Origin of the sequence: Burkholderia sp. JPY481 (genome assembly GCF_038900515.1) — a bacterium.
GTDB lineage: Bacteria > Pseudomonadota > Gammaproteobacteria > Burkholderiales > Burkholderiaceae > Paraburkholderia > Paraburkholderia youngii.
This window is the reverse complement of the sequence record NZ_JAYMRT010000040.1, coordinates 1-19781: the sequence shown is the minus strand read 5'-3', so window position 1 is coordinate 19781 and position 19781 is coordinate 1. Positions and strand designations below refer to the sequence as shown.

Here is a 19781-nt window from a genome sequence, read left to right as displayed (position 1 = left end):
CATGAACCGCCCCGTCAGCCCTCTCGCCCCCCTCGTGCCGGATGCCCCGGCGCCGCCGCTTGAACGCCTGCGCATCCCGCCGGAGCTGTCCGGCGTTGCCCGCACCAATCGCGCTCACAACTCAATCGCGCAAATCAGTGCCGAGGACGATCTGGCCGCGAGCGCCGCGTGGCTGGCCCGCTACGCCGATGTGCCCGGCACACTGGCGACCTACCGCAAGGAGGCCGAACGCCTGCTGCTATGGGCCGTCATGCAGCACGGCAAACCCCTGTCATCGCTAACGCACGAGGACCTGCTCGTCTATCAGCATTTCCTCGCCGATCCGCAACCGGCGTGGCGCTGGATCATGACTTCGCGCAAGAAGCCCGGCCGCAAGTCTGCCGACTGGAGGCCCTTCGCGGGACCGCTGTCGCCCACGAGCGTGCGCCATGCGATGACAATTCTCAACGCGATGTTCGCGTGGCTGGTCGACGCCGGCTATCTCGCCGGCAATCCCCTGTCGCTCGCGCGACGCCGCGGCGTCAAAGCCAGCCCCCGTGTCACGCGTTATCTGACGCACGAGTTGTGGGATGTGGTGAGGATCACTATCGAGAACCTGCCGGTGGGCACCGAACGCGAGCGGTTGCACGCGGCACGCTGTCGCTGGCTCTTCACGACCCTGTATCTCGGCGGCCTGCGTGCTGCGGAGATCGCCAGCACCCCGATGGGCGCGGCATTCTGCCGGCGCGACGCCGCCGGCGTCGAACGGTGGTGGATCGAGGTGTGCGGCAAGGGCAGCAAGACCCGCCTGGTGCCGGCCTCGGATGAACTGATTGCCGAACTGGCACGCTACCGGCGTGCACACGGACTGCCGCCGTCGCCGCAGCCAGGTGAAACGCGTCCGCTGCTGTTGCCGCTGATCGGTCATGACAAGCCCCTGTCGCGCGGCGCCATCCACCTGATCGTCAAGCAGGTATTCCGGCTGGCTGCCGGGCGGCTGCGGGCCCGTGGACCCGAGTGGCACGCCCGCGCGGATGTGCTGGCCGCCGCCTCGGCGCACTGGGTGAGACACACCGCCGGCTCCCACATGACCGACCAGCAGGTCGACCTGCGCTTCGTGCGCGACAACCTTGGGCACACGTCGCTCGCCACCACCAGCGTCAATCTGCACGCGGAAGACGATGCGCGCCATCAGGCCACCCAGACGCGTCACCGGCTGGGCTGGGGCAAGCCCGCCGGATAGCGGGGTTTCGCCCAGGGAATGCGTGAGATGGCAGACTCCCGCATTCCGCCCCAATTTATGCGCGCATGAATCACGTCCATGAAACCGCCTATCCGGCGCTGCCTGCCGAAATCAGTGAAGGCGAACTCCGTGCCGCCTTCACGCCCAGCGCCACCGAAATCCGTTTCGTGTACGGCCAGTTCCGGCAGGCACCGATACGCGTGCTGATCCTCGCGCAGCTCAAGCTGTTGCAGCGGCTTGGCTATCTGCCACCCGTATCGGACATTCCGGCCGCCATCCTTCACCACGTCTGCGCGGTACTCGGGGTGCGCCCAGTCCCGCGCGCCACGCTCGTGCGCTATGACCGCTCGGGCAGCAAGTCAGGTCATCAGAAAGTCCTTCGTGAGTTCGTCAACATCCGTCCCGCCAGTGCGCAGACATACAGCTGGCTGGATACCGTGGCGGACGACGCCGCCCGCACCAAAACTGAACTGCCCGATATCGTCAACGTCCTCATCGAGGAACTGGTCCGGCATCGATATGAACTGTCGCCGCTTGCGACGCTCTCGCGTATCGCCGTCCACGCCCGCAGCAGCCTCTACGAAACCCTCTACCGATCATTTGTCGACTCGCTGGATGCCTCACAGGTGGAGCGGCTCGATGGGCTTTTTGTAAGCGACACGGGCCAGACCCGCTGGGACGCTCTGAAGCGCGAACCGAAGCGGCCACGCCCCCGTGAGGTGGCCAGTTTCCTGGAGCATATCCAGCAGATGCGCGAACTGGCCGATGGCCTGCCACCGCCACCGGAAATCCTTTCTGCGCCCAAGCGCACGCAGTTCGTCATTGAAGCGCGCGCCCTCGACGTGCACGAAATGCGCACGCTCAAGCCCGCCAAACGTTACACGCTCGCCGTGCTCTTTGTCTTCTCGCAGTTGCAGAAGGCGCTCGACGATGTCGCGGAAATCTTCATCAAGACGGTGCGCAATCTCGAGAGCACCGCAAAGCTGCGGCTTCAGCAATACCAGCTCGCCCACGCCGACCAGCTTGAAGCGCTCGTCAGCCAGTTTCGTGACGTACTCAACGTGCTGCAGGACGCTGAGGTACCAGATGCCGAGCGCATCGCCCGCATGCGGGCTGCCCTGAACGGCGATCCCGACGCCGCGCTGACCCGCTGCAATGAGCCCATCGCGTACGCCGGCAATCACACCTTTCCCTTCCTGCTGACTCCGTACCGGAATCTGCGATCGCTGCTTTTCCAGTGTCTCGACATGCTGCCGCTGAAACCCAGCTCCCAGGACGACGCGTTGCTCGTCGCGCTGACGTGGATGCAGCCGTTGCGCTCGTCCCGCCGCGAACACCTGATGCTCAGTGACGATGACGTCGCCACCTTGCCGCTCGACTCGATCCCGGAGAAATGGGAAAAGAGCACCTTTCCGGATGGCCGGTCCGCCCGGCTGCTGCATCGCAAATATTTCGAGCTGTGCGTGTTCAGCCAAATCATGCGCGAACTCAACTCGGGCGATGTCTACGTTGAGCAGAGTGATCAGTATGACGACCCTCGTGAGCATCAGGTGTCGTGGGACGAATTCCAGGAGGAACTGCCTCGCTATGGCGAACTCGTCGGGCTGCCGGTCGACGCGCGCGCCTTCGTCAACGGCCTGCGCGACCAACTCAGCACGCTGGCCGACGAAGTCGACGCGGGTTTTCCGGCGAACGACTACGTCGAGATCACCGAGCAGGGCCTCATCCTTCACAAGCTCGAGACGGAACCCGAACCGCCGAACAAGAAACTTATCGATCAGGCCATCACGGCCGCGATGCGCCCCATCAGTATTCTCGACATCCTCACCGAAACCGAGCAGTGGCTCGATCTGCATACACTGTTCGGCCCGCTGTCGGGCTTCGAGACCAAGATCGACGACCCGCGCAAGCGCTTCATTACGACGCTGTTCTGCTACGGCTGCAATCTCGGGCCCAGCCAGACCGCTCGCTGTGTCAAGAATCTGAGCCGCAAGCAGGTCGCGTGGCTGAACCTGCGATACGTCACCGAAGAGCGGCTCGACAAGGCGATCGTCAGGGTCATCAATGCGTACAACCAGTTTGCGCTGCCGAAATTCTGGGGCTCCGGCAAACAGGTGTCGGCCGACGGCACGAAGTGGAATCTTTACGAGCAGAACCTGCTGTCCGAATACCATATCCGGTACGGAGGATACGGCGGGATCGGCTACTATCACGTGTCGGACATGTACATCGCGCTGTTCAGCCACTTCATTCCGTGCGGTGTACACGAGGCTGTCTATATTCTCGACGGGTTGATCAGGGATACGTCCGATGTGGAGCCCGACACCGTTCATGGCGACACGCAGGCGCAAAGCGCACCGGTGTTCGGGCTCGCGTACCTGCTTGGAATCAAGCTGATGCCGCGCATCCGCAACGTCAAGGGCCTGAAGTTCTTCAAGGCCGACCGGAACCGAAGCTACAAAAACATCGACTCCCTGTTTCGCGCGACCGTCGACTGGGCCTTGATCGAGCGGCATGTTCCCGACATGCTACGCGTGGCCGTCTCGATCAAGGCGGGTAAAATGACGCCGTCGACGATCCTGCGACGCCTGGGGTCGGAGAGCTTCAAGAACAAGCTGTACTTTGCGTTTCGTGAACTCGGCCGTGTGATCCGTACGCTGTTTCTGCTCAAATACATCAACGATCCCGAATTGCGTCGCACGATTCACGCGGCGACCAACAAGAGCGAACAGTTCAACGGCTTCGCGCAGTGGCTGATGTTTGGCGGCGAGGGCGTCATCGCTGAAAACCTCCGCCACGAGCAGCGCAAGGTCATCAAGTACAACCAGCTCGTCGCGAACATGGTGATCCTCTACAACGTCCAGTGGATGTCGCGCGTGCTCAAGGAGTTGCAGGCAAAAGGGCATCCGGTCGACGCCGACGTGCTCAAGGCGCTCTCGCCATACCGGTTGGATCACATCAACCGGTTCGGCGACTACCTGCTGGACCTGATGAAGAAAATCCTCCCGCTCGACCCAACGATAGATTTCGCTTTGAGATCAGCCGCTTAAGGCACTTTTGGCGAAATATTAACGAATCCCGGGCGACCCTCAATGTCGGCTTTGGCCGAACTCTGCTCCTTCAGACCCGGGGTTGAATGACCGTAACGCCCCGGACAACCGCCCCTCACGTTGAACCATACACGTGACGGCGTAGGGGAGGACGCCATTGCTGATCGGCAATGGGCCAAACGGTCGCAATCGGGCGCCCATCTGTGCCGCCAAGAAGGCATGCTCAGATATCGGCGCGCGCTGTGTCTGCATCAGACGCCGGAGACATCGCGCATCGGGCCGTCTGCGCTGCAGCAGGACTATGCCGACACAGCATTGCTGCCCAGCATGGTTCGACGACATCCCGATGCGCCGCAATGACACGTGTACTGGATCCGGATGTCGTCGGTGACCGCACCGTCGACGGACAGAGCGTAGTCGATAAAAAGCTCGTCTCCCGGTGCGATAGGGGCGAGGGCGTGAATGAACACCCGGTCGCCCGTCTCGATCGCTTCGCAGTTGGGGGCGCAGGCGTGGTTCAGAAAGCGGGCGCTGTTGCCGCCCCGGCTGCCGTCGATCACACGTCCGTCGGACAGGCCGAACACGAACGTGTGGCCCGCCTCGGAGCGTTGGCGGGCGGCGGCGCGCCGCCAGCTGGTCAGTTCCCCCTTGTACTCGATGACCCGCTCGCCCGCGGCGATCGGCTGTAGCGCGAACACTCCCATGCCATGTACGGGAGAGCGTTGTGCGGTGATGCGTCGCAATCGCATGGTGTCGTTTCCTTCGGGTACGTCGGTCGGTGAGACGGCCTGATTGGCAATCCGAAGCATATCGCCGCAGTCGCTGCCATTCAATGATTTCCATTTAAAATCGCAACTAACAATCACTGTCGTTCCCCATCACACTCGGGCTTCGCCCCAAAACCAGCCCACAGAGGTGACCAGGCCTGGTTGCCGTCCGGAGGAATCCAGGTGATTAACGCCAACCAGTACGCTTCTATCAAGGCGCCTCCACCTGCGAGCCTTGAACATGTCGCTCAATCAACTGCGGCCTGGTTGCACGCGCGCTGTCGGAGGTTGAGTCTGCAATGTGAACTTAAGGATTACCCCACAGACAAAAACCGGTGTCTCAGGGGCGCGAGAAATCTGCCGGTGTCAATTCAAGTCGTGCAACGGGATGGGCAAGCAGCTTCCGTTCAGCGATCGCGCGAATGCGACCGTAGCCATCGCGAAAGGTCTTGAGGATGCGCTCGTCGCCTGCGCGTGGCTCGAGCCAGAAATACGCTTCCAGCGCCGTGATCGTGATGATGCATTCGACCGGGCGTTTCTGGAAGACGAGAGAAAATGTCACGCCGAGGCGACTGGCGAGCACTTGCGGTTCTAGTTCGACGGTTTCCATAGGCGGCACGGACGACGCTTCAGATCAGGTCACGATGATTTTTGCACAGGTTATGCATTTCGGGTGCGGGAGAAATTGGCGGGTTGCAGATCATGGCGCGCCCCTTCGGACTGCGTGGAGGCCCGTGTTTCTCAACGCCGGTTGCGCCCTGACTACCGGCGTCTGTCACTGCCAAAAGCCTCCCCGATCTGTCGTGCCCGCTTCACCTCATCACTGTGCAGATAGATCGACGTCGTCGACACAGACGCGTGCCGCAGATTGTCCCGCACGGTCGTCAGTTCAGCGCCGCGCCCGAGCGCATGGGTCGCGTGCGTGTGGCGCATCCAGTGCGGACTCGCGCGCCGCAGCTTCTCCGCAAGCGGCGGATGATCGCCTTCGATAGCCTGCGCGGCGAGCAGGAAGAAGCGTCTGAGCACACCCCAGAGACGCGCGCTGCTGATCGCCGCGACGCTCTCCGCCTCGAGCCTGCCGATGAGCGGCGTTTCCGGCCGCCAGCGAGCCGGTGCGATCGGCAGCTTGCGTTCGGCCAGGTACCGCGCGAGTGCCTCCCACGCGAGTGGCGGCAACGCGACGCGCGCCAGCTTCTTTCCCTTGCCGGTCACGCGCAGCCAGTGATCCCCGCGCGCGTCGGTCTCAACGTGCCCGAGCGTGGCGCCGACGAGTTCGCTCGCACGCAACCCCGTTGCGTAGCCAAAGTCGAGCAGGAAGTGCAGCCGTTGTGCCGCCGGGGCCGACCAGCCATATGACCACTCGAGTCCATCGGCGCTCGTGCGCACGAGCGCCCATTCGCCCTCGGTGAAAGCGTGGGACGTGTCCAGCACGTTGGCGCCGCTGGCCTCCCGCACCTTCACGCCGGCGAACGGATTGGCAAGCACGTAGCGCTGCTCGATCAGCCAACGGAACAGCGCGCCCAGAATCGACAACGCGTGCGCGACCGAGCGGGCCGACAGGCTGCCGTTGAAGGGACGCCAGTCCGGTGAGGTGCGCGGCCGCACCGGGCCCACCCAGCGGGCGCGCGGCGACGGGTGGCGCAGGAACGCGCGATACGCGATCGCATCTTCCGTCGTGAGCGAGGACAGTGCCCGGCCGCGCTCGACGATCGCCCACAGGATCAGGCGCTCGGCTTCCTTGCGGTAGGTGCGCTGCGTGGCGGGGGATTCGTGCAGGGCAAGCCAGGTCCGCACTGCTTCGTAGTCGTTGTCCGCGTCCAGCGCGCAGGCGGCCCTGGGCGCGCGGAAGGTCCCCTGGGAGCCATCGACTTCGTGCGGCACCTGCAGCGATTCCCAGGGCGCGAGCTCGGCGCGGCGGCTTGCAATGATGAGCGTCCATGCCTTTTCAGTGAGGGCAGGCCACGCCGCGAAGAACTGCTCGATCGCGCGGGCGCTTGCCGCGCCGAGGCCGGGCACCGCTTTCCACCACTGGCGGCGGCGCGGCACGCGCACGGTCAGATCCGCGAGCGTACGGATGCCGTGGGCGTGGAGCACGCGCACGGCCCGCGGTGCGAACCATTGCGCGACGTCGTCGGTAATCTGCGGTTCGGGCGGGCGCACTGTACGCAGCAACTCGATGGCGTGCGCGACTGCTTTTGCATGCCGTATGCGATCTTCCGCGGGATGATCGAGGAGGGCGGCCAGATCGTCACGATGCGCGGCACGCGCGATGGCCTGCAGCCGGCGCCGGATGCGCCCGAACACGCCCCGCGCGGATTTGCCGTCGCCGAGCGACGCCGGCTGATAGCGCTCAACCGCCTCGCGCACGGGCAGTCCCGCATACCATGCACGCAGCACGGCGAGTTCATCGGCGCCGGGAAAACCGGTCGAATCAGCGGGGGCCGCGGCGGGCATCAAAATCTGGCGGATTGTCATAACGCCAAGTTTACCGAACGAATGGATACCTTATGATAAGAAAGATTATCTTAATAGCATTGCTGCCGAGCGATTCTTGGCAGAAACTCGCAATTCACACATGCCTTTTCATGTAAAGGGCAGGAGCGACCGTGCTTGTTTGAGAAGCGCATGCGACGCGGCAAACTCGTTACGTCCAGCCATAGTTAGAGCGGCGTCACTGGTGCGCGCGAAGAGCTCGTCGTCGGACGTCTGGACCACATTCAAACCGAGGCCAGGCTCGTCGAATTGGCGAAAGAACGCGAGCATTTCGAACGCATCAAGCCGCCCGTCTTGGGGACCAGCCTTGGCCAGAATTTCGGCGGCGGCTGCCAGTTGTCGGGAGGCTGCGAGGAATCTGGTGCGCTCCACGACGGTCTCCTTATTAGTCGCGGTTGCCAATTCTTCTGAGAGTCTAGGCTGAGGTATTCAACTGCGGTAGCGAATCAGTGCGGTTGCGCTACTGGGCCTACGTTGGTGAGTCCACAACGCTCAGGATAGGGCTGTCCTCGAGCGTCCGGGCGTTGTATCAGGAGAACCGCTGGTCGTTGCCATGGATGTGCGACGAATTGCGACGGAAACAAGTCAGCATTCGAATGCGAGACACCATTACGGGCGGGGCAACCTCTGCAAGCAGTCGTCGGACAAACGTGTGAACGCCGCGGTCTCAGTCGTCGAACTCACCCGCCTCGAGTGCTTCAGCGAAATCCGAGAGCCAGGGAGCGAAGTGATCGGTGTCGTAGGTTGCCGTCTTCCCGTTAGCGATCCGTGTTACGGAGATCCGCCGGCTCACCGCCTTGCTGGCGCTCGCCGGATGGCTGTCATTGTCCGTGATCCTGAAGTCACGTAGATCGAGTCCCCGGCAGGCCAGCACGGCTTTTACGTCTTTCTGTTCGTCCCATGAAAACTCGGTGAGCGGAAACCATCCTAGCGTGGTGGGCGTTATACATGACAGCGACAGGGGAGCGAGCGCATCGATCTTCAGCTTCTTGAGAATGGCCAGCTACTGGCGCAAGGCGCCGTACAGCGCTTCGTGAGTGGCGTCAGTCTTGGTGACGCTTCGGCGGGAGCGTCTGCAACCTGTAGCGCCATGGTTGCGATGGACGTCCTTAAGCAGGCCGCTTGGGTCATTTGTGGCCTGCGACGCAACGGGAAAACAAAGGCGCTCGTCCGTGTTTCGGACGCTCAGGGAAAAACTAACAGCGCTTGGACACCACGCCGCGGTTCGGCGACTCCCTCAAGATCAAGCCGATAACCCCACTGCAAATGAAGGGTCGGATAGTTGGGGCTATCCGCCCCTTCATTTCCGGACATTTTATTAGTCAGAAAATTACTTTACTGATTTTTCCGGGCCAGGTAGCTGGGCTGTGGGGCCGGCGGCCGCCCGCCAGGGCGACACCTGTGGGAAGCGAACGGTGTCGCTTCCCCGGGAAAGCGCCGTCCCTCGCCGCAGCCGTCCATCGACCCAGGCACGGGTACCAAGCCGGAATGTGTTCGTCGTCGCCGCTCGCGCGTGACCACACCTTGGCGGACCGCTTCCGTGCTTGCCCGCGCCGGTTGGGGCACGCCCGCGGATCGGGTAGGATGACGGCTTCACTTCCCCACCTCTGGAGGACAATCAATGAACAGGCAGAAACTGGTCGATGCCGTCGCCGCGAAGACGGGCACCACCAAGGCGCTGGCCGGCGAAACCCTCGGTGCGGTGATCGGTACCATCACCGCCGCGGTCACGCGGGGCGACACCGTGCAGCTGGTCGGCTTCGGGTCGTTTTCGACCGGTGCGCGTGCCGCGCGGGTCGGGCGGAATCCGGCGACCGGCGCCGAAATCCAGATTGCGGCGGCGAAGACGGTCAAATTCACGGCGGGCAAGGCGTTCAAGGATGCCGTGAACGGTGCATGAAAGCACGCATGCTTCCCGACGGTCACTTCGCGGCCGGAAAGGTGTTTCAGGACACGCGGAACGGAGTCCAACGCTGAGGCTCGCTTCCGCCGCCCGAAAGATGTGATTCAGACGTGCCATTGAGCTAACGGCGACGCCCACGCCGCGCCGGATGCCGCGATCTGCGCCTATAATGCGTCTGTCTTATTAAGTATCGAATTCAATCAAGATGCCGCAGGTCAACCCCAAAATCCTCGTATGGGCTAGAGAAGCTGCGGGCCTCGGCATCGACGAGGCCGCCAAATCGTTGCAACTCGGAGGTGCCCGGCAAAGCGGCCATGAAGCTCTCGAGGAGTATGAGCAGGGCGCGAAGGCTCCGAGCCGACCCTTGCTCCTTAAGATGGCGAAGGTCTATCGGCGGCCGCTTCTTACGTTCTATCTCCAGCAACCTCCCGTGAAAAGCGCACGGGGCGAGGACTTCCGAACACTTCCCGGAGGCCGCGAGTTCGAAAGTGCCCCCAAGTTGGATGCCCTCGTCCGCGATGTGTTCGTCCGCCAGCGCCTGGTGAAATCGATTCTCGAAGACGCGGACGAGGCGGAGCCCCTAAATTTCGTCGGCAGTATCGCGTTGACTCAACCTGTGGACGAAGCGGCCAAGGTGATCTGCAAACGGCTCTCGTTAGATCTGGACGAGTTTCGGCGTAGAAAAACTGTCGAAGAGTCGTTCAACTATTTGCGCGGACTGACTGAGAAGCTGGGCGTCTTTGTGCTTCTCATCGGAAACCTTGGCACGCATCACACGGCACTTAGCACGGAGATATTCAGAGGTTTCGCGTTGGCAGAAAAAGTGGCGCCGTTCATCGTTGTCAACGATCAGGATGCGAAGGTCGCATGGTCGTTCACTCTGCTTCATGAGTTGGCGCATATCTGGCTTGGACGTACTGGCGTGAGCGGAGCCGATTTCGGGCAGAAGATCGAGCAGTTCTGCAATGAGGTCGCAAGTGAGATTCTTCTGCCTGAGGCCGAGATGGACGAACTTCGGCACTTGGGCGGCGATCGGCACGAACTGATTTCGGCTGTCAGCACTTTCGCGAGCCAACGTAAAGTGAGCCGCGCCCTCGTCGTCTATAGACTGCTTAAACGCCGCCAGATTGATAGCAAGCAGTGGTCGGAGCTTACGGAAGAGTTCCGTCGGAACTGGGAGGCGGAGCGAGCCAAAAAGAAGGAACAGTTAGCAGACGCGGCGGGAGGCCCGAACTACTACGTGGTGAAGCGACATCGGGTAGGCAATGCCCTCGTTGAAGTCACACGTAGAGCGATAGCAGAGGGCTTTGTGACACCGACCAAAGCGGGTCGCATCTTAGGAGTCCGGCCGACCAATGTTCAAGCGTTGGTAGGGGCTGCATGAAGCTCTATCTTCTTGACGCTAACGTACTGATCACCGCCAACCGCGACTACTACTCGATGGAGATGGTACCGGTATTCTGGGACTGGCTGCTTCACATGGCCGAGCGAGGGCATGTGAAGATGCCGATTGAGACTTTGGAGGAGGTTCGCGACGGTGGCGGGAAAGTTAAAAAGGGATGCCCTCGTTACATGGCTCAATCGCGCAGACGTTTATGAGAAGCTGGTTTTGCGAGAGGATGCCGACCCAGAAATCGTTACGAATGTCATCGCGAACGGCTACGCTCCGGACCTTGATGAAACGGAGCTTGAAGAAGTTGGGCGAGACCCCTTCTTGATCGCATACGCAGCAGCGGACCCCGACAACCGCGTTGTGGTGTCGATCGAAGTATCTGCGCCGGGCAAAAAGCGAGCGAATCGCCGCGTGCCAGACGTGTGCCACGACAATGGCGTTTCGGTTTGCAACACGTTTACGATGTTGCGGGAGCTTGGCTTTACGACCGCTTGGATCAAGCCGGCGCCCTAACGGGGCGATCATTTGACTTCGGCTTTACTGAGAGGAAACTCGGCTTTACGTGGCTATTGCCGTAAGTGGTGTCCAGCTCGGTCAACCTCGCTCGCCTGACCGCCGGAGGCCAAAAATTGGTCGCTGCTTTGGCGGGATATTGGAAGGCCCTTCGTCACGAAAAAGTTGCGCGACCACCGTGCCGCGCGTAGCGGACAATTATTGCTGTCGAAAGACAAGTGCTTGCAAGGGGCTTTGTCCGGATGGGGGTATTGCAAAGATGCTGCGGGTTGTGTAGAAGCGCAACATCATGAAGCCAGCGTTGAATAATGCCATATAAAGCCAGACTAAAGACGGGTGAACCGCGCAAGCGCAAGAAGCCGGGGTACCGGGTGACGAACGCGCGGGCGTATAACCAGAGCCTGAGAAAGCGCGGCATGATCAGCCTGTATGTGCCGGGCGGCGATCTGAAGGCGCAGCTTATCAACGCAAAGATCCGTACGCCGGGCGTGTCGGGGCGTGAGCCGACCTACACCACGGCGTACATCGAGCTGATCTTTACCTTCTACCGGCTGTTCGGTTGGGGGATGGGGCAGATCACCGGCTATATGGAGGACTACTGGGAGACTCGCGGGCTGGACATCCCGGTGCCCAGCGCCAGTCAGCTGGGCGAACGGTTCGCTTCACTGGAGGTGAGCGTCACGCAGCGTTGCGAACAGCTGGCCCGACGTCTCGCGCGCGGCGGGACGATCAGTCTCATGGTCGACAGCACGGGATTGAGCTTTGGGCGGGCGAGCCAGTGGTACGAGGCAAAGTACGCCCAGAAGGCCGCGCGCACGCCGTGGCGCAAGATGCATCTGTCGATCTACGCTGACATGAACGTACACGCGATCCGCATCACCACTACAGAAGTATCGGACAGCGAACGAATGGACGCCGTGCTGCCCGCTGACGTGCCGATGGATCGGGTGATTGCCGATGGCGCGTACTACAGCATCGAGCGTACCGAAGCGCTTTCAGGCGCGGGCGTGACGCCCGTCATCCCACCGCCAGCTCACGCTGTCGTACACGGCGAGGAGCGAACCCGCCGGCATGACCAGATCGTCAGATACGTCGAGGACAAAGGCATCTATGCATTTCACAAGAAATACGGCTACGGTGTGCGCTCGCTGGTCGAGGCTCAGATCTCGCGCATCAAGCGCTGCATCGGCGAGCGCCTGCTGACGCAGGAGCTTGCGTCGCAGGAAGGCGAAGGCATAATCATCGCCAACCTGCTGAACCGGTGGAACGCCTTCGGCAAACCGGTTTGCGTCAAAAATGCATAGTCGCGTCCATGGCACGGGAACTCGTACCCATCCGGACAAAGCCCTTGAGAGGATCTTTCATTCTCTAGTCTGAGGCCTGATTCAGATATGGCATCAACACGAACATCTGCGGCTTGTCGACCCCATTGGTTGGTTCAATCGAATATGGATAGTTGCCCCATAGCGGACCACCTGCCCAATATGCAAATCCTGTCCACACATGGGCGTTCCCGTGCAGGAATGCCAACACATTGCCAAGAGCCTGGTTGCAGGTATCGTTTGCACCCGTGCCGATTTCTCCGAGGAACCCATGGTAACCGTTACTTTCCAACCACGTGGTGAAGTCTTGCAGACGCTCTACGCCGATGCTGGCGCTCACACAATCTGGCGAACTTCCCGCGCTGTTGCTGTCGAGATATTGATGCACCTCGAACACGAAGTTGTTCCCCGGATCCCTAACGTCCTTCATCACCGTTGCATTGGGAGTGCCGTACCAGTTCTGGGTCCAACTATGCGCCGCCGTCCACGCATTACCGGGTACGAACACCATATTGCTCGCGCCGGCAGCGCGTATCGCGGCCAACGCGGCGTTGGCCGCTGATAGCCATTGCTCGGTCGGCATGGAATTCGGCTCGTTCATCAGCCCGAACACAACTCGCTTATTGTCCTTGAATTGGGATGCGAGGCGCGACCAGAAATCGGCGTAGGCGCTATCAGGTACGGCGCTCGAGCCAATCACATTGCCGCGATAGCGTGCATAGTTGTGTGGATCTAACACTACGGTCTCGCCGGACGCCGTCACGGGTTTGACGAAGGCGACAAGGCGTGACAGCTCTGTGACATCAAACGGTCCGTTGAGGGTCGGCTGCAGCCGCTCCCAGAGAAAAGGCAGACGCACAATGTTCATACCTTTGTTCTTGTAGTAAGCCACACTGTCGGCAGTCGGATACCTATAGTCACTGCCATAGTTGCCCGGTAGGCTGCCAGGCGCGAACTCGGCGCCGGCCAAACTGACGCCACGCCAGAGCAGACCGCGAGTGCTCTGAAGCCGTTGGCAAACCTTCGGCGCACCGGAGAGCGGATCTTCCCAAAGAAGCCAGAGTCACATCGCCCTGAATCATTTACGGTTTTCTCGACCCAGACGGCGCCTGCACCAAAGCGCACGGTCTGCGCGGCGTCTACAGTGAGCGCGTCGCCCTCGTCAGCGATCGTCAGCCAGATAGGCGATCTTGAAGAGAAAGGTTTCGCCGTCGCGTTATTGACGCTGTCGGTGCGAGACTGGCTTTGCGGGGCGTACCCCCCGTTGTCGCCACAACACGCGCCGAGCAGTACAGTGATGAGAGCTGTCCCCAAAAAGTTGCGCCAACGCTCAGGTTCGATGAGCGAGCTTCCGGGTTCCAATTCCATGATGCAATGAACTCCACGACCAGGGTCTGTTTACATTCGATGTAAATGTGAGTACATCTTGTCTTTTGCGCGAGCAGGCCAAGATGGTTGGAACGTTACTGAGCGATGATGTATGGGCACGAATCGGAGTTAAAGTCAAATCTGGTGTGTGCGGTCTCGGCGTAATCAGGCGGCTAGCGATTGCTGAGCCGGTGTGCTGTCGGTCACCGGTGTATTAGCCGGGACTCGATCTGACAGGTAGTTGGGCCGATAAATAAAGAGTCATCAATGGGGGATGAGTTTCTCCCTGGCGAGTTCCAGCGAATCGAGGAAGGTGCGCATTGGCGTCTTGCCATAACACCAGCGCCCCTGATGCTCTCGTTCATTGTTGTACTGGTCGAGCCACGCATCAAGGTCAGTCTGCAAGGCGGCGATTGATTCGTAGATCTTCTTGCGAAACGCGATGCGATAGAACTCGTTGAGCATGGTCTTGTGCAGCCGTTCGACGATCCCGTTGGTTTGCGGCGACCTGGCCTTTGTTCGGGTATGGTCGATGTCTTCCAAAGCCAGATACAGCTCGTATTCGTGATGCTCGGGGTTGCCGCAGTATTCGGTGCCGCGGTCTGTCAGCACGCGTAGCAGCGGGATGCCGAAGCTGTCAAAGAACGGAACAACGCGATCGTTGAGCAGGTCCGCCGCAGGCAGGGGCGTCTTGCGATCGTAGAGCTTGGCGAACGCGACCTTCGAGTAGGTATCGACGAAAGTCTGCTGGTAGACACGGCCGACGCCTTTGAGGCTGCCGACATAGAACGTGTCCTGCGCGCCGCAGTAGCCCGGACATTCGGACTCGAATTCGCCATGCTCTTCCTTCTCGCGTTTGGCACGTTCGAGCGCGACGAGTTGCGCCTCGGTCAGCACCAACCCCTCCTGGGCGGATTTGGCTTCCAGGGCCTTCAGGCGCTTCGGCATGGTCTCCAGATCGTGGCGCAACCAGATGCTACGGACGCCCTGTGGCGAAACAGAGAGAGCGCGCCGTTTGAGGACTTCGTTGGCGATACGCACCTGACCGTAGGCGGGCAATTCGAGGGCCAGTTCGACAACGGCGGTTTCGATCTGCGGATCCACGCGGTTCTTGAGCAGGGGCCGGTGGTGGGAAATCTCCTGCAGCGCCGCTTCACCGCCCCGATCGTACAGTTCCTTAAATCGGTAGAAGCTGTCGCGCGAGTAACCCATCACCCGACAGGCCTGACTGACGTTGCCGAGTTGCCGGGCCAACTCAAGTATGCCGACCTTGGCACGAATTACCTTCTGCTCCTGAGTCATGGCGGACTCCTTGCTGTTCGCGGCGCGCATTGCCGCTACGGGCTACGCCCTCCGCGGCAATGCGCGCCAGCATGAGAAACCAACCACTGTCAGATTTAGTCTAGTCCACCGCACCGGTTCTCCATCCTTGAACGTCATCCCGTCAAGCATCGAAGTGAGCTTTTCCGGGGCGCGGATGCGCCGCCACGATTCTTCGGCCGACTCGATCAGCTTGAACGCCAGCCCGAGGAACGTCGCGCGCGATACACAGTTGCGCGTGCGTTTCGTGCGATGGCGCACCGTCGCAAAGGTCGATTCAATCGGGTTCGTGGTGCGCAGATGCTGCCAGTGTTCAGCCGGGAAATCGTAAAACGCGAGCAGCTCGTCACGATCTTCCGTCAGCTTTTCGGCGACCTTCGGGTACTTTGCCGAGTACGCGTCGACGAAGTGATTGAATGCGGCCAGTGCATCAGCGCGCGTGGCCGCCATCCAGATGTCCTGCATCGCCTTCTTGCCTCGAGCCTGCTGCGATTTCGGCAGCGCATTGAGCACGTTACCCATCTTGTGAAACCAGCAGCGCTGATGCTTCGTCTGCGGGAACACTTCCTCCGTCGCGGCCCAGAATCCCATCGCGCCATCGCCGCAGGCCAGCAGTGGCCCCGACGGCAGGCCGCGCTTCTTCAGATCGAGCAGCAGTTCGCTCCACGATGCCTTCGATTCCCGGTAGCCGTCACCGATGGCCACACGTTCCTTCGTCCCGTCCGGTTTGACGCCAATGATCACCAGCAGGCACTGGCCGTCGGAATCGTCGCTGCGCACACCGGTGTGAATGCCGTCGGCCCACCAGTAGACCCAGCGCGCCGACGACAGCTCACGCCGATTCCACTGCTCATGCTCATCGGCCCATTGGGCCTTCAGCCGGCTCACGACGTTCGGCGACATGCCGCTGACCTGGCCGCCCAGCATGATGCCCATAGCTTCGCTCATGTCGCCCGTCGAGATGCCTCGCAGGTACAGCCACGGCAGCGCTGCCGACACGCGCGCGGACTTGCGCACGTACGGCGGCACGATCGTCGAATTGAACCGGATGCCCGAGCCCGAACGATCCCGCACCTTCGGCACCTGAACCGTCACCGGACCGATCGCTGTGACGACCTCGCGCTCGGGCAGGTAGCCGTTGCGCACCACGGCACGCCGGCCGTCGATCGACTTCACGTTGCTGTACTGTTCGAGCATGGTCGCCAGTTCCACCTCGACTGCCTGCTGAATGATCTGCCGCGCGCCTTGCTGGATCAGCTCATCTAGCACGCTTTTCGTTTGCGCTTTACTGCTGTTCGCTTCTTGCGTAATCTTCTTCATGGTGGTCGGGTCCGGCCTTCTCGGGTTCGCTGGTTGTGCCTTTGACAAGCAACATTCTCGCTAGACCGCCACCGCCTTCTCAAATTCCCGCCGCTCCCGCTGTACACCAGATTCGACAATAGCTCACGAATCGAATCCGTCTTGCCCGGCAGGGAAGGCGATCCGGGGCGAACGGCGACCGACAATCGTCGGTTTGTTGAAGCTGTCCTCTGGATCGGCCGGACGGCTCCCCGTGGCGCGATTTGCCGAAGGCGTTCGGCAGATGGCATCGGTGTACGTGCGTTTCTCCCGGTGGCGTCGCAAGGGTGTGTGGGAAACCGTGATCCACGCTGTGGCCGACGAAACCGAGATCAAGCATGTGTTGATCGATTCGACCATCGTGCGCGCGCACCAGCATTCGTCCGGAGCTCGAAAAAAACGGTCCGCAAGCGCTCGGTCGCTCGCGAGATGGATTGACCACCAAGTTGCACCTGGCTGTCGATGACGCCGGACGCCCCCTGCGGTTGATTGCCACCGAGGGACAAGTTTCCGATATTACGTGCGCGAACGAACTGGTTGAGCATCTGCGCACCGGTGCGGTCATCGCTGACAAGGGCTACGACTCGAACGCCTTTGTGGAAAGTATCCGCACTACTCGTGCGAAGGCCGTAATCCCGCCGCGTTCGAACCTGAAGACCAAGCGTCGCTATAGCCGCGTGCTGTATCGGACCCGGAACATCGTCGAACGCTTTTGCAGTCGTATCAAACATTTTCGTCGTGTCGTCACTTGCTACGACAAGCTCGCAGGGAACTATCTCGCCTTCGCTTCGCTTGTCTGTGCCTTTGGACCGCTCGTGAGAATGTGAACAGAACCTGGAGAATGAAAGGGACTTCCTCTCTCGCTGGTGTCGCTGAACGTTCGCAACGTCATCGTGGCACATTGATGCCGACTCGCGCTTCCGCCGCAGCCTCGGGACGGGGAAGTCCCTACATCCGCTAAGCCTGTGCCTCGGAATGTAGTAAAGCATAAACGAATAAACAAGGACCAAATCAGATAGGTGAAGCCTGAACCACGGCATTGAGGGGAATGAAGGCGCCGCTGCAATCGACCGGCGCAGCTTGACCGGGTGATCCGGATACCTGAACGTCCCTGGACGTTGAGGTCACAATCTTGTCAGAAAAGCTCACTGGGCCGGGACCGAGCGCATAGTGCGTTGCAAAACTTTCCGCGAGAGCTGGCTGTTTATCATCGAACACCACGTTGTCCAGGCTGATCACGAGTGGATTCTTCTGCTTCTTGTTTTCATACCCCGAGAATGTCAGCCGTCCGCCCCCATACTTCTTGCTGCCGAGATAGTGAAATCGGTGGACGGCAATCTGAAGGAAGTTCGGGTACAGTGTGCCTGACGATGAGCTGTAATACGAGTCGAACACTAGTGGCTCCGCGACGTTGCGCATGCACACGTCGCTGTATGATACAGCGCTCACCTTGCCACCTCGCGACGAACTAGACTTGATCCGCAAGCCGTTTCCGTTTGGACTGTCTCCTCCATCCATCGTTAGATCAATGATCGCGACGTTACTGATTCCCGCATTCGTCTCGCTGCCAATCGACATGCCGTGTCCATAGTAGAAGTGGTTATGCGCGAACATCAGGTTCTTGCTGCCAGGTGATGCACTAGCCTTGATGGCGACGTGGTCGTCACCTGTGCTGATATACGAATAAGCCAGCAACACGTTGCGTGACTGAGCGGGATCGAAACCGTCAGTGTTCTTCACGGTGTCCGGCGTGAAACATGTAGCGGGGGTCTTCTGGTCAGGTGTGGTGCCAGAGGGACAAGCATACCCGCTGACGCTGTACGCGAAGCTTGGTGCCAGGACCTTTATATTCCATGCGACTACTCCCGCAACGCCATCGGTGACAACATGGAAATTGGGCGAGTTCTGCAAGGTGATGCGATAGAGTGTGAAAGCGGAGCCTCCCGTCACCTGGACAAGCCGGGGATTTTGCTGGTGTAGTCCGGAGATCTTGTTTTGATAGGCGACGTCCCACCAGGTGCGCCTGCCCGCATTGGCGCCGCTGGTGAGCAAGCTGCCACCACGACCGTCGATGGTCCCGTCACCCAGAATCGCGCTGCCCGTAGTTGTCTGTGCAAGTATGAGCGGATTGCAAGATTTTTTATTTGATGTAGTCGCAGTACCGCACGTTCCCGCACCATTATCGAAGTCTGCGGGATTGCGAGAGGCGAATAGCGTCACGCCTCGGTCGATCCACAACGATACTCCGGATTTTAGCCTGAGCGGACCACTGAGAAAGCCGGTATCTCCTGATGCACCGGTGACAAGCTTAACCGCTTGGCCTGCCGGACAGGCGTCGATTGCGTCTTGGATGCGCGCGGTGTCCGGATTGGACGAAGATGCATTCGCGTCCCACATATCGATGGAGCCGTTGACCGGCGCAAGCGATGCTTCGAGCCGCCTGCAGACGGTTGCAGGTAGTGACGGTTCGTTGACTGTGCCCCATTGTGTCTTTACGGGCCGTAACTTGTCCGCTGACGTGGATGCCAACGCGGGCGCAATCACGAGAAGTGACCCTATTGCGATGCGCGCGAGCCTTTTGCCGGCAAGTCCACGCAGGACGATCCCGGATGTTGGCATTGTGTTCTCCTTAGGGTCCTGTTGCAGCGCTTCTGTAACAGGATGTACAGTTCAGTCCCGTCCTCATCGACTGCACGCCATAGCAGGTGAGGTTTACCGCGCAGCTCCTGCATCAGCCCATCCCGATGCCAGGTCGAGCTCGGCGCGCCGGGTCTTTCCCTGCGATTCGTGAGGTATGCAGCCCTGTTTATTCTTCAATTCAGTCCGCCCTTGTTGGTTGGCCAGGGGCGTATGCAATAGCTGAGCCAACGTCACGATATGCGCATCCATTCTGACAAGAAGGGCATTATGACGAAGAAAATGGCTGCACCGGTTAGCCAGGATCCCTGAGGCGTTTTAGCAATCGCTTAGAGACGGAATCAAAAAGACACCGCTGGGGGCTGTTAACCTTTTCGGCAAGCTGTAATGGGATGGTCACCCCCACCTCGCAGCCGGTAATTTCCTTCGGAGGCCACTGTCATGCAGAACGTCAC

15 protein-coding genes and 1 pseudogene are annotated in these 19781 nt (G+C 60.5%); 8 read left to right on the top strand and 8 right to left on the bottom strand.

Annotated features, from left to right (window positions below; translation table 11 throughout):
- Nucleotide 1 precedes the first annotated feature (1 nt).
- Nucleotides 2-1222: a tyrosine-type recombinase/integrase gene (locus VSR82_RS37715; RefSeq protein ID WP_498858699.1), complete on the top strand. Its 1221-nt coding sequence runs from the start codon at nt 2-4 to the stop codon at nt 1220-1222.
- Nucleotides 1223-1287: 65 nt separating this feature from the next.
- Nucleotides 1288-4272 carry a Tn3 family transposase gene (locus tag VSR82_RS37710; RefSeq protein ID WP_498858698.1) on the top strand — a complete coding sequence of 995 codons (2985 nt, stop codon included), beginning with the start codon at nt 1288-1290 and terminating at the stop codon, nt 4270-4272.
- 299 nt (nt 4273-4571) lie between these two features.
- On the opposite strand, the gene VSR82_RS37705 is transcribed toward VSR82_RS37710, so the two are convergent.
- The 4 genes from VSR82_RS37705 to VSR82_RS37690 form a co-directional block, all read right to left on the bottom strand.
- Nucleotides 4572-5021 (bottom strand): SET domain-containing protein, encoded by a 450-nt coding sequence (locus VSR82_RS37705; RefSeq protein WP_410852725.1) that lies wholly within the window; start codon nt 5019-5021, stop codon nt 4572-4574.
- 358 nt (nt 5022-5379) lie between these two features.
- On the bottom strand, nt 5380-5649 hold the full coding sequence (locus VSR82_RS37700; protein ID WP_498858697.1) for a DUF1488 family protein: 270 nt from the start codon (nt 5647-5649) through the stop codon (nt 5380-5382).
- 152 nt (nt 5650-5801) lie between these two features.
- Nucleotides 5802-7493, bottom strand: coding sequence for a site-specific integrase (locus VSR82_RS37695; protein WP_498858702.1), 1692 nt, complete (start codon nt 7491-7493; stop codon nt 5802-5804).
- A gap of 129 nt (nt 7494-7622) precedes the next feature.
- On the bottom strand, nt 7623-7904 hold the full coding sequence (locus VSR82_RS37690; protein ID WP_498858696.1) for a hypothetical protein: 282 nt from the start codon (nt 7902-7904) through the stop codon (nt 7623-7625).
- A gap of 1249 nt (nt 7905-9153) precedes the next feature.
- Between VSR82_RS37690 and VSR82_RS37685 the strand changes: the two genes are divergently transcribed.
- From VSR82_RS37685 to VSR82_RS37665, 5 genes are all read left to right on the top strand, one after another.
- Complete coding sequence (locus VSR82_RS37685) at nt 9154-9432, top strand: HU family DNA-binding protein (RefSeq protein ID WP_498858695.1); 279 nt, start codon at nt 9154-9156, stop codon at nt 9430-9432.
- Between the two features lie 208 nt (nt 9433-9640).
- Entirely contained in the window at nt 9641-10819 is a 1179-nt protein-coding gene (locus VSR82_RS37680; RefSeq protein ID WP_410852716.1) for an ImmA/IrrE family metallo-endopeptidase, read from the top strand.
- The gene (locus VSR82_RS37675; protein WP_498858694.1) at nt 10816-11034 is read left to right on the top strand and encodes a DUF4411 family protein; all 219 of its coding nucleotides are present in this window, start codon (nt 10816-10818) and stop codon (nt 11032-11034) included. Before VSR82_RS37680 ends, VSR82_RS37675 begins: the two co-directional genes overlap by 4 nt.
- A gap of 10 nt (nt 11035-11044) precedes the next feature.
- On the top strand, nt 11045-11341 hold the full coding sequence (locus VSR82_RS37670; RefSeq protein WP_498858693.1) for a DUF4411 family protein: 297 nt from the start codon (nt 11045-11047) through the stop codon (nt 11339-11341).
- 416 nt (nt 11342-11757) lie between these two features.
- The gene (locus VSR82_RS37665; protein WP_498858692.1) at nt 11758-12645 is read left to right on the top strand and encodes an IS5 family transposase; all 888 of its coding nucleotides are present in this window, start codon (nt 11758-11760) and stop codon (nt 12643-12645) included.
- Nucleotides 12646-12709: 64 nt separating this feature from the next.
- Here the strand turns inward: VSR82_RS37665 and VSR82_RS37660 are convergent, their stop codons facing one another.
- The 3 genes from VSR82_RS37660 to VSR82_RS37650 all read right to left on the bottom strand — a co-directional run bounded on the left by VSR82_RS37660 (nt 12710) and on the right by VSR82_RS37650 (nt 16671).
- Nucleotides 12710-13633 (bottom strand): glycoside hydrolase family 5 protein, encoded by a 924-nt coding sequence (locus VSR82_RS37660; RefSeq protein WP_498858691.1) that lies wholly within the window; start codon nt 13631-13633, stop codon nt 12710-12712.
- Nucleotides 13634-14295: 662 nt separating this feature from the next.
- On the bottom strand, nt 14296-15333 hold the full coding sequence (locus VSR82_RS37655; RefSeq protein WP_498858690.1) for an IS481 family transposase: 1038 nt from the start codon (nt 15331-15333) through the stop codon (nt 14296-14298).
- Between the two features lie 42 nt (nt 15334-15375).
- Nucleotides 15376-16671 (bottom strand): IS256 family transposase, encoded by a 1296-nt coding sequence (locus tag VSR82_RS37650; RefSeq protein ID WP_498858689.1) that lies wholly within the window; start codon nt 16669-16671, stop codon nt 15376-15378.
- Nucleotides 16672-16770: 99 nt separating this feature from the next.
- Here VSR82_RS37650 and VSR82_RS37645 point away from each other — a divergent pair.
- A pseudogene (locus VSR82_RS37645) lies at nt 16771-17516 on the top strand (IS5 family transposase).
- A 184-nt stretch (nt 17517-17700) separates the two neighbouring features.
- Here the strand turns inward: VSR82_RS37645 and VSR82_RS37640 are convergent.
- Nucleotides 17701-19308, bottom strand: a complete 1608-nt coding sequence (locus VSR82_RS37640; protein ID WP_498858688.1) for a glycoside hydrolase family 28 protein — start codon at nt 19306-19308, stop codon at nt 17701-17703.
- Nucleotides 19309-19781 lie beyond the last annotated feature (473 nt).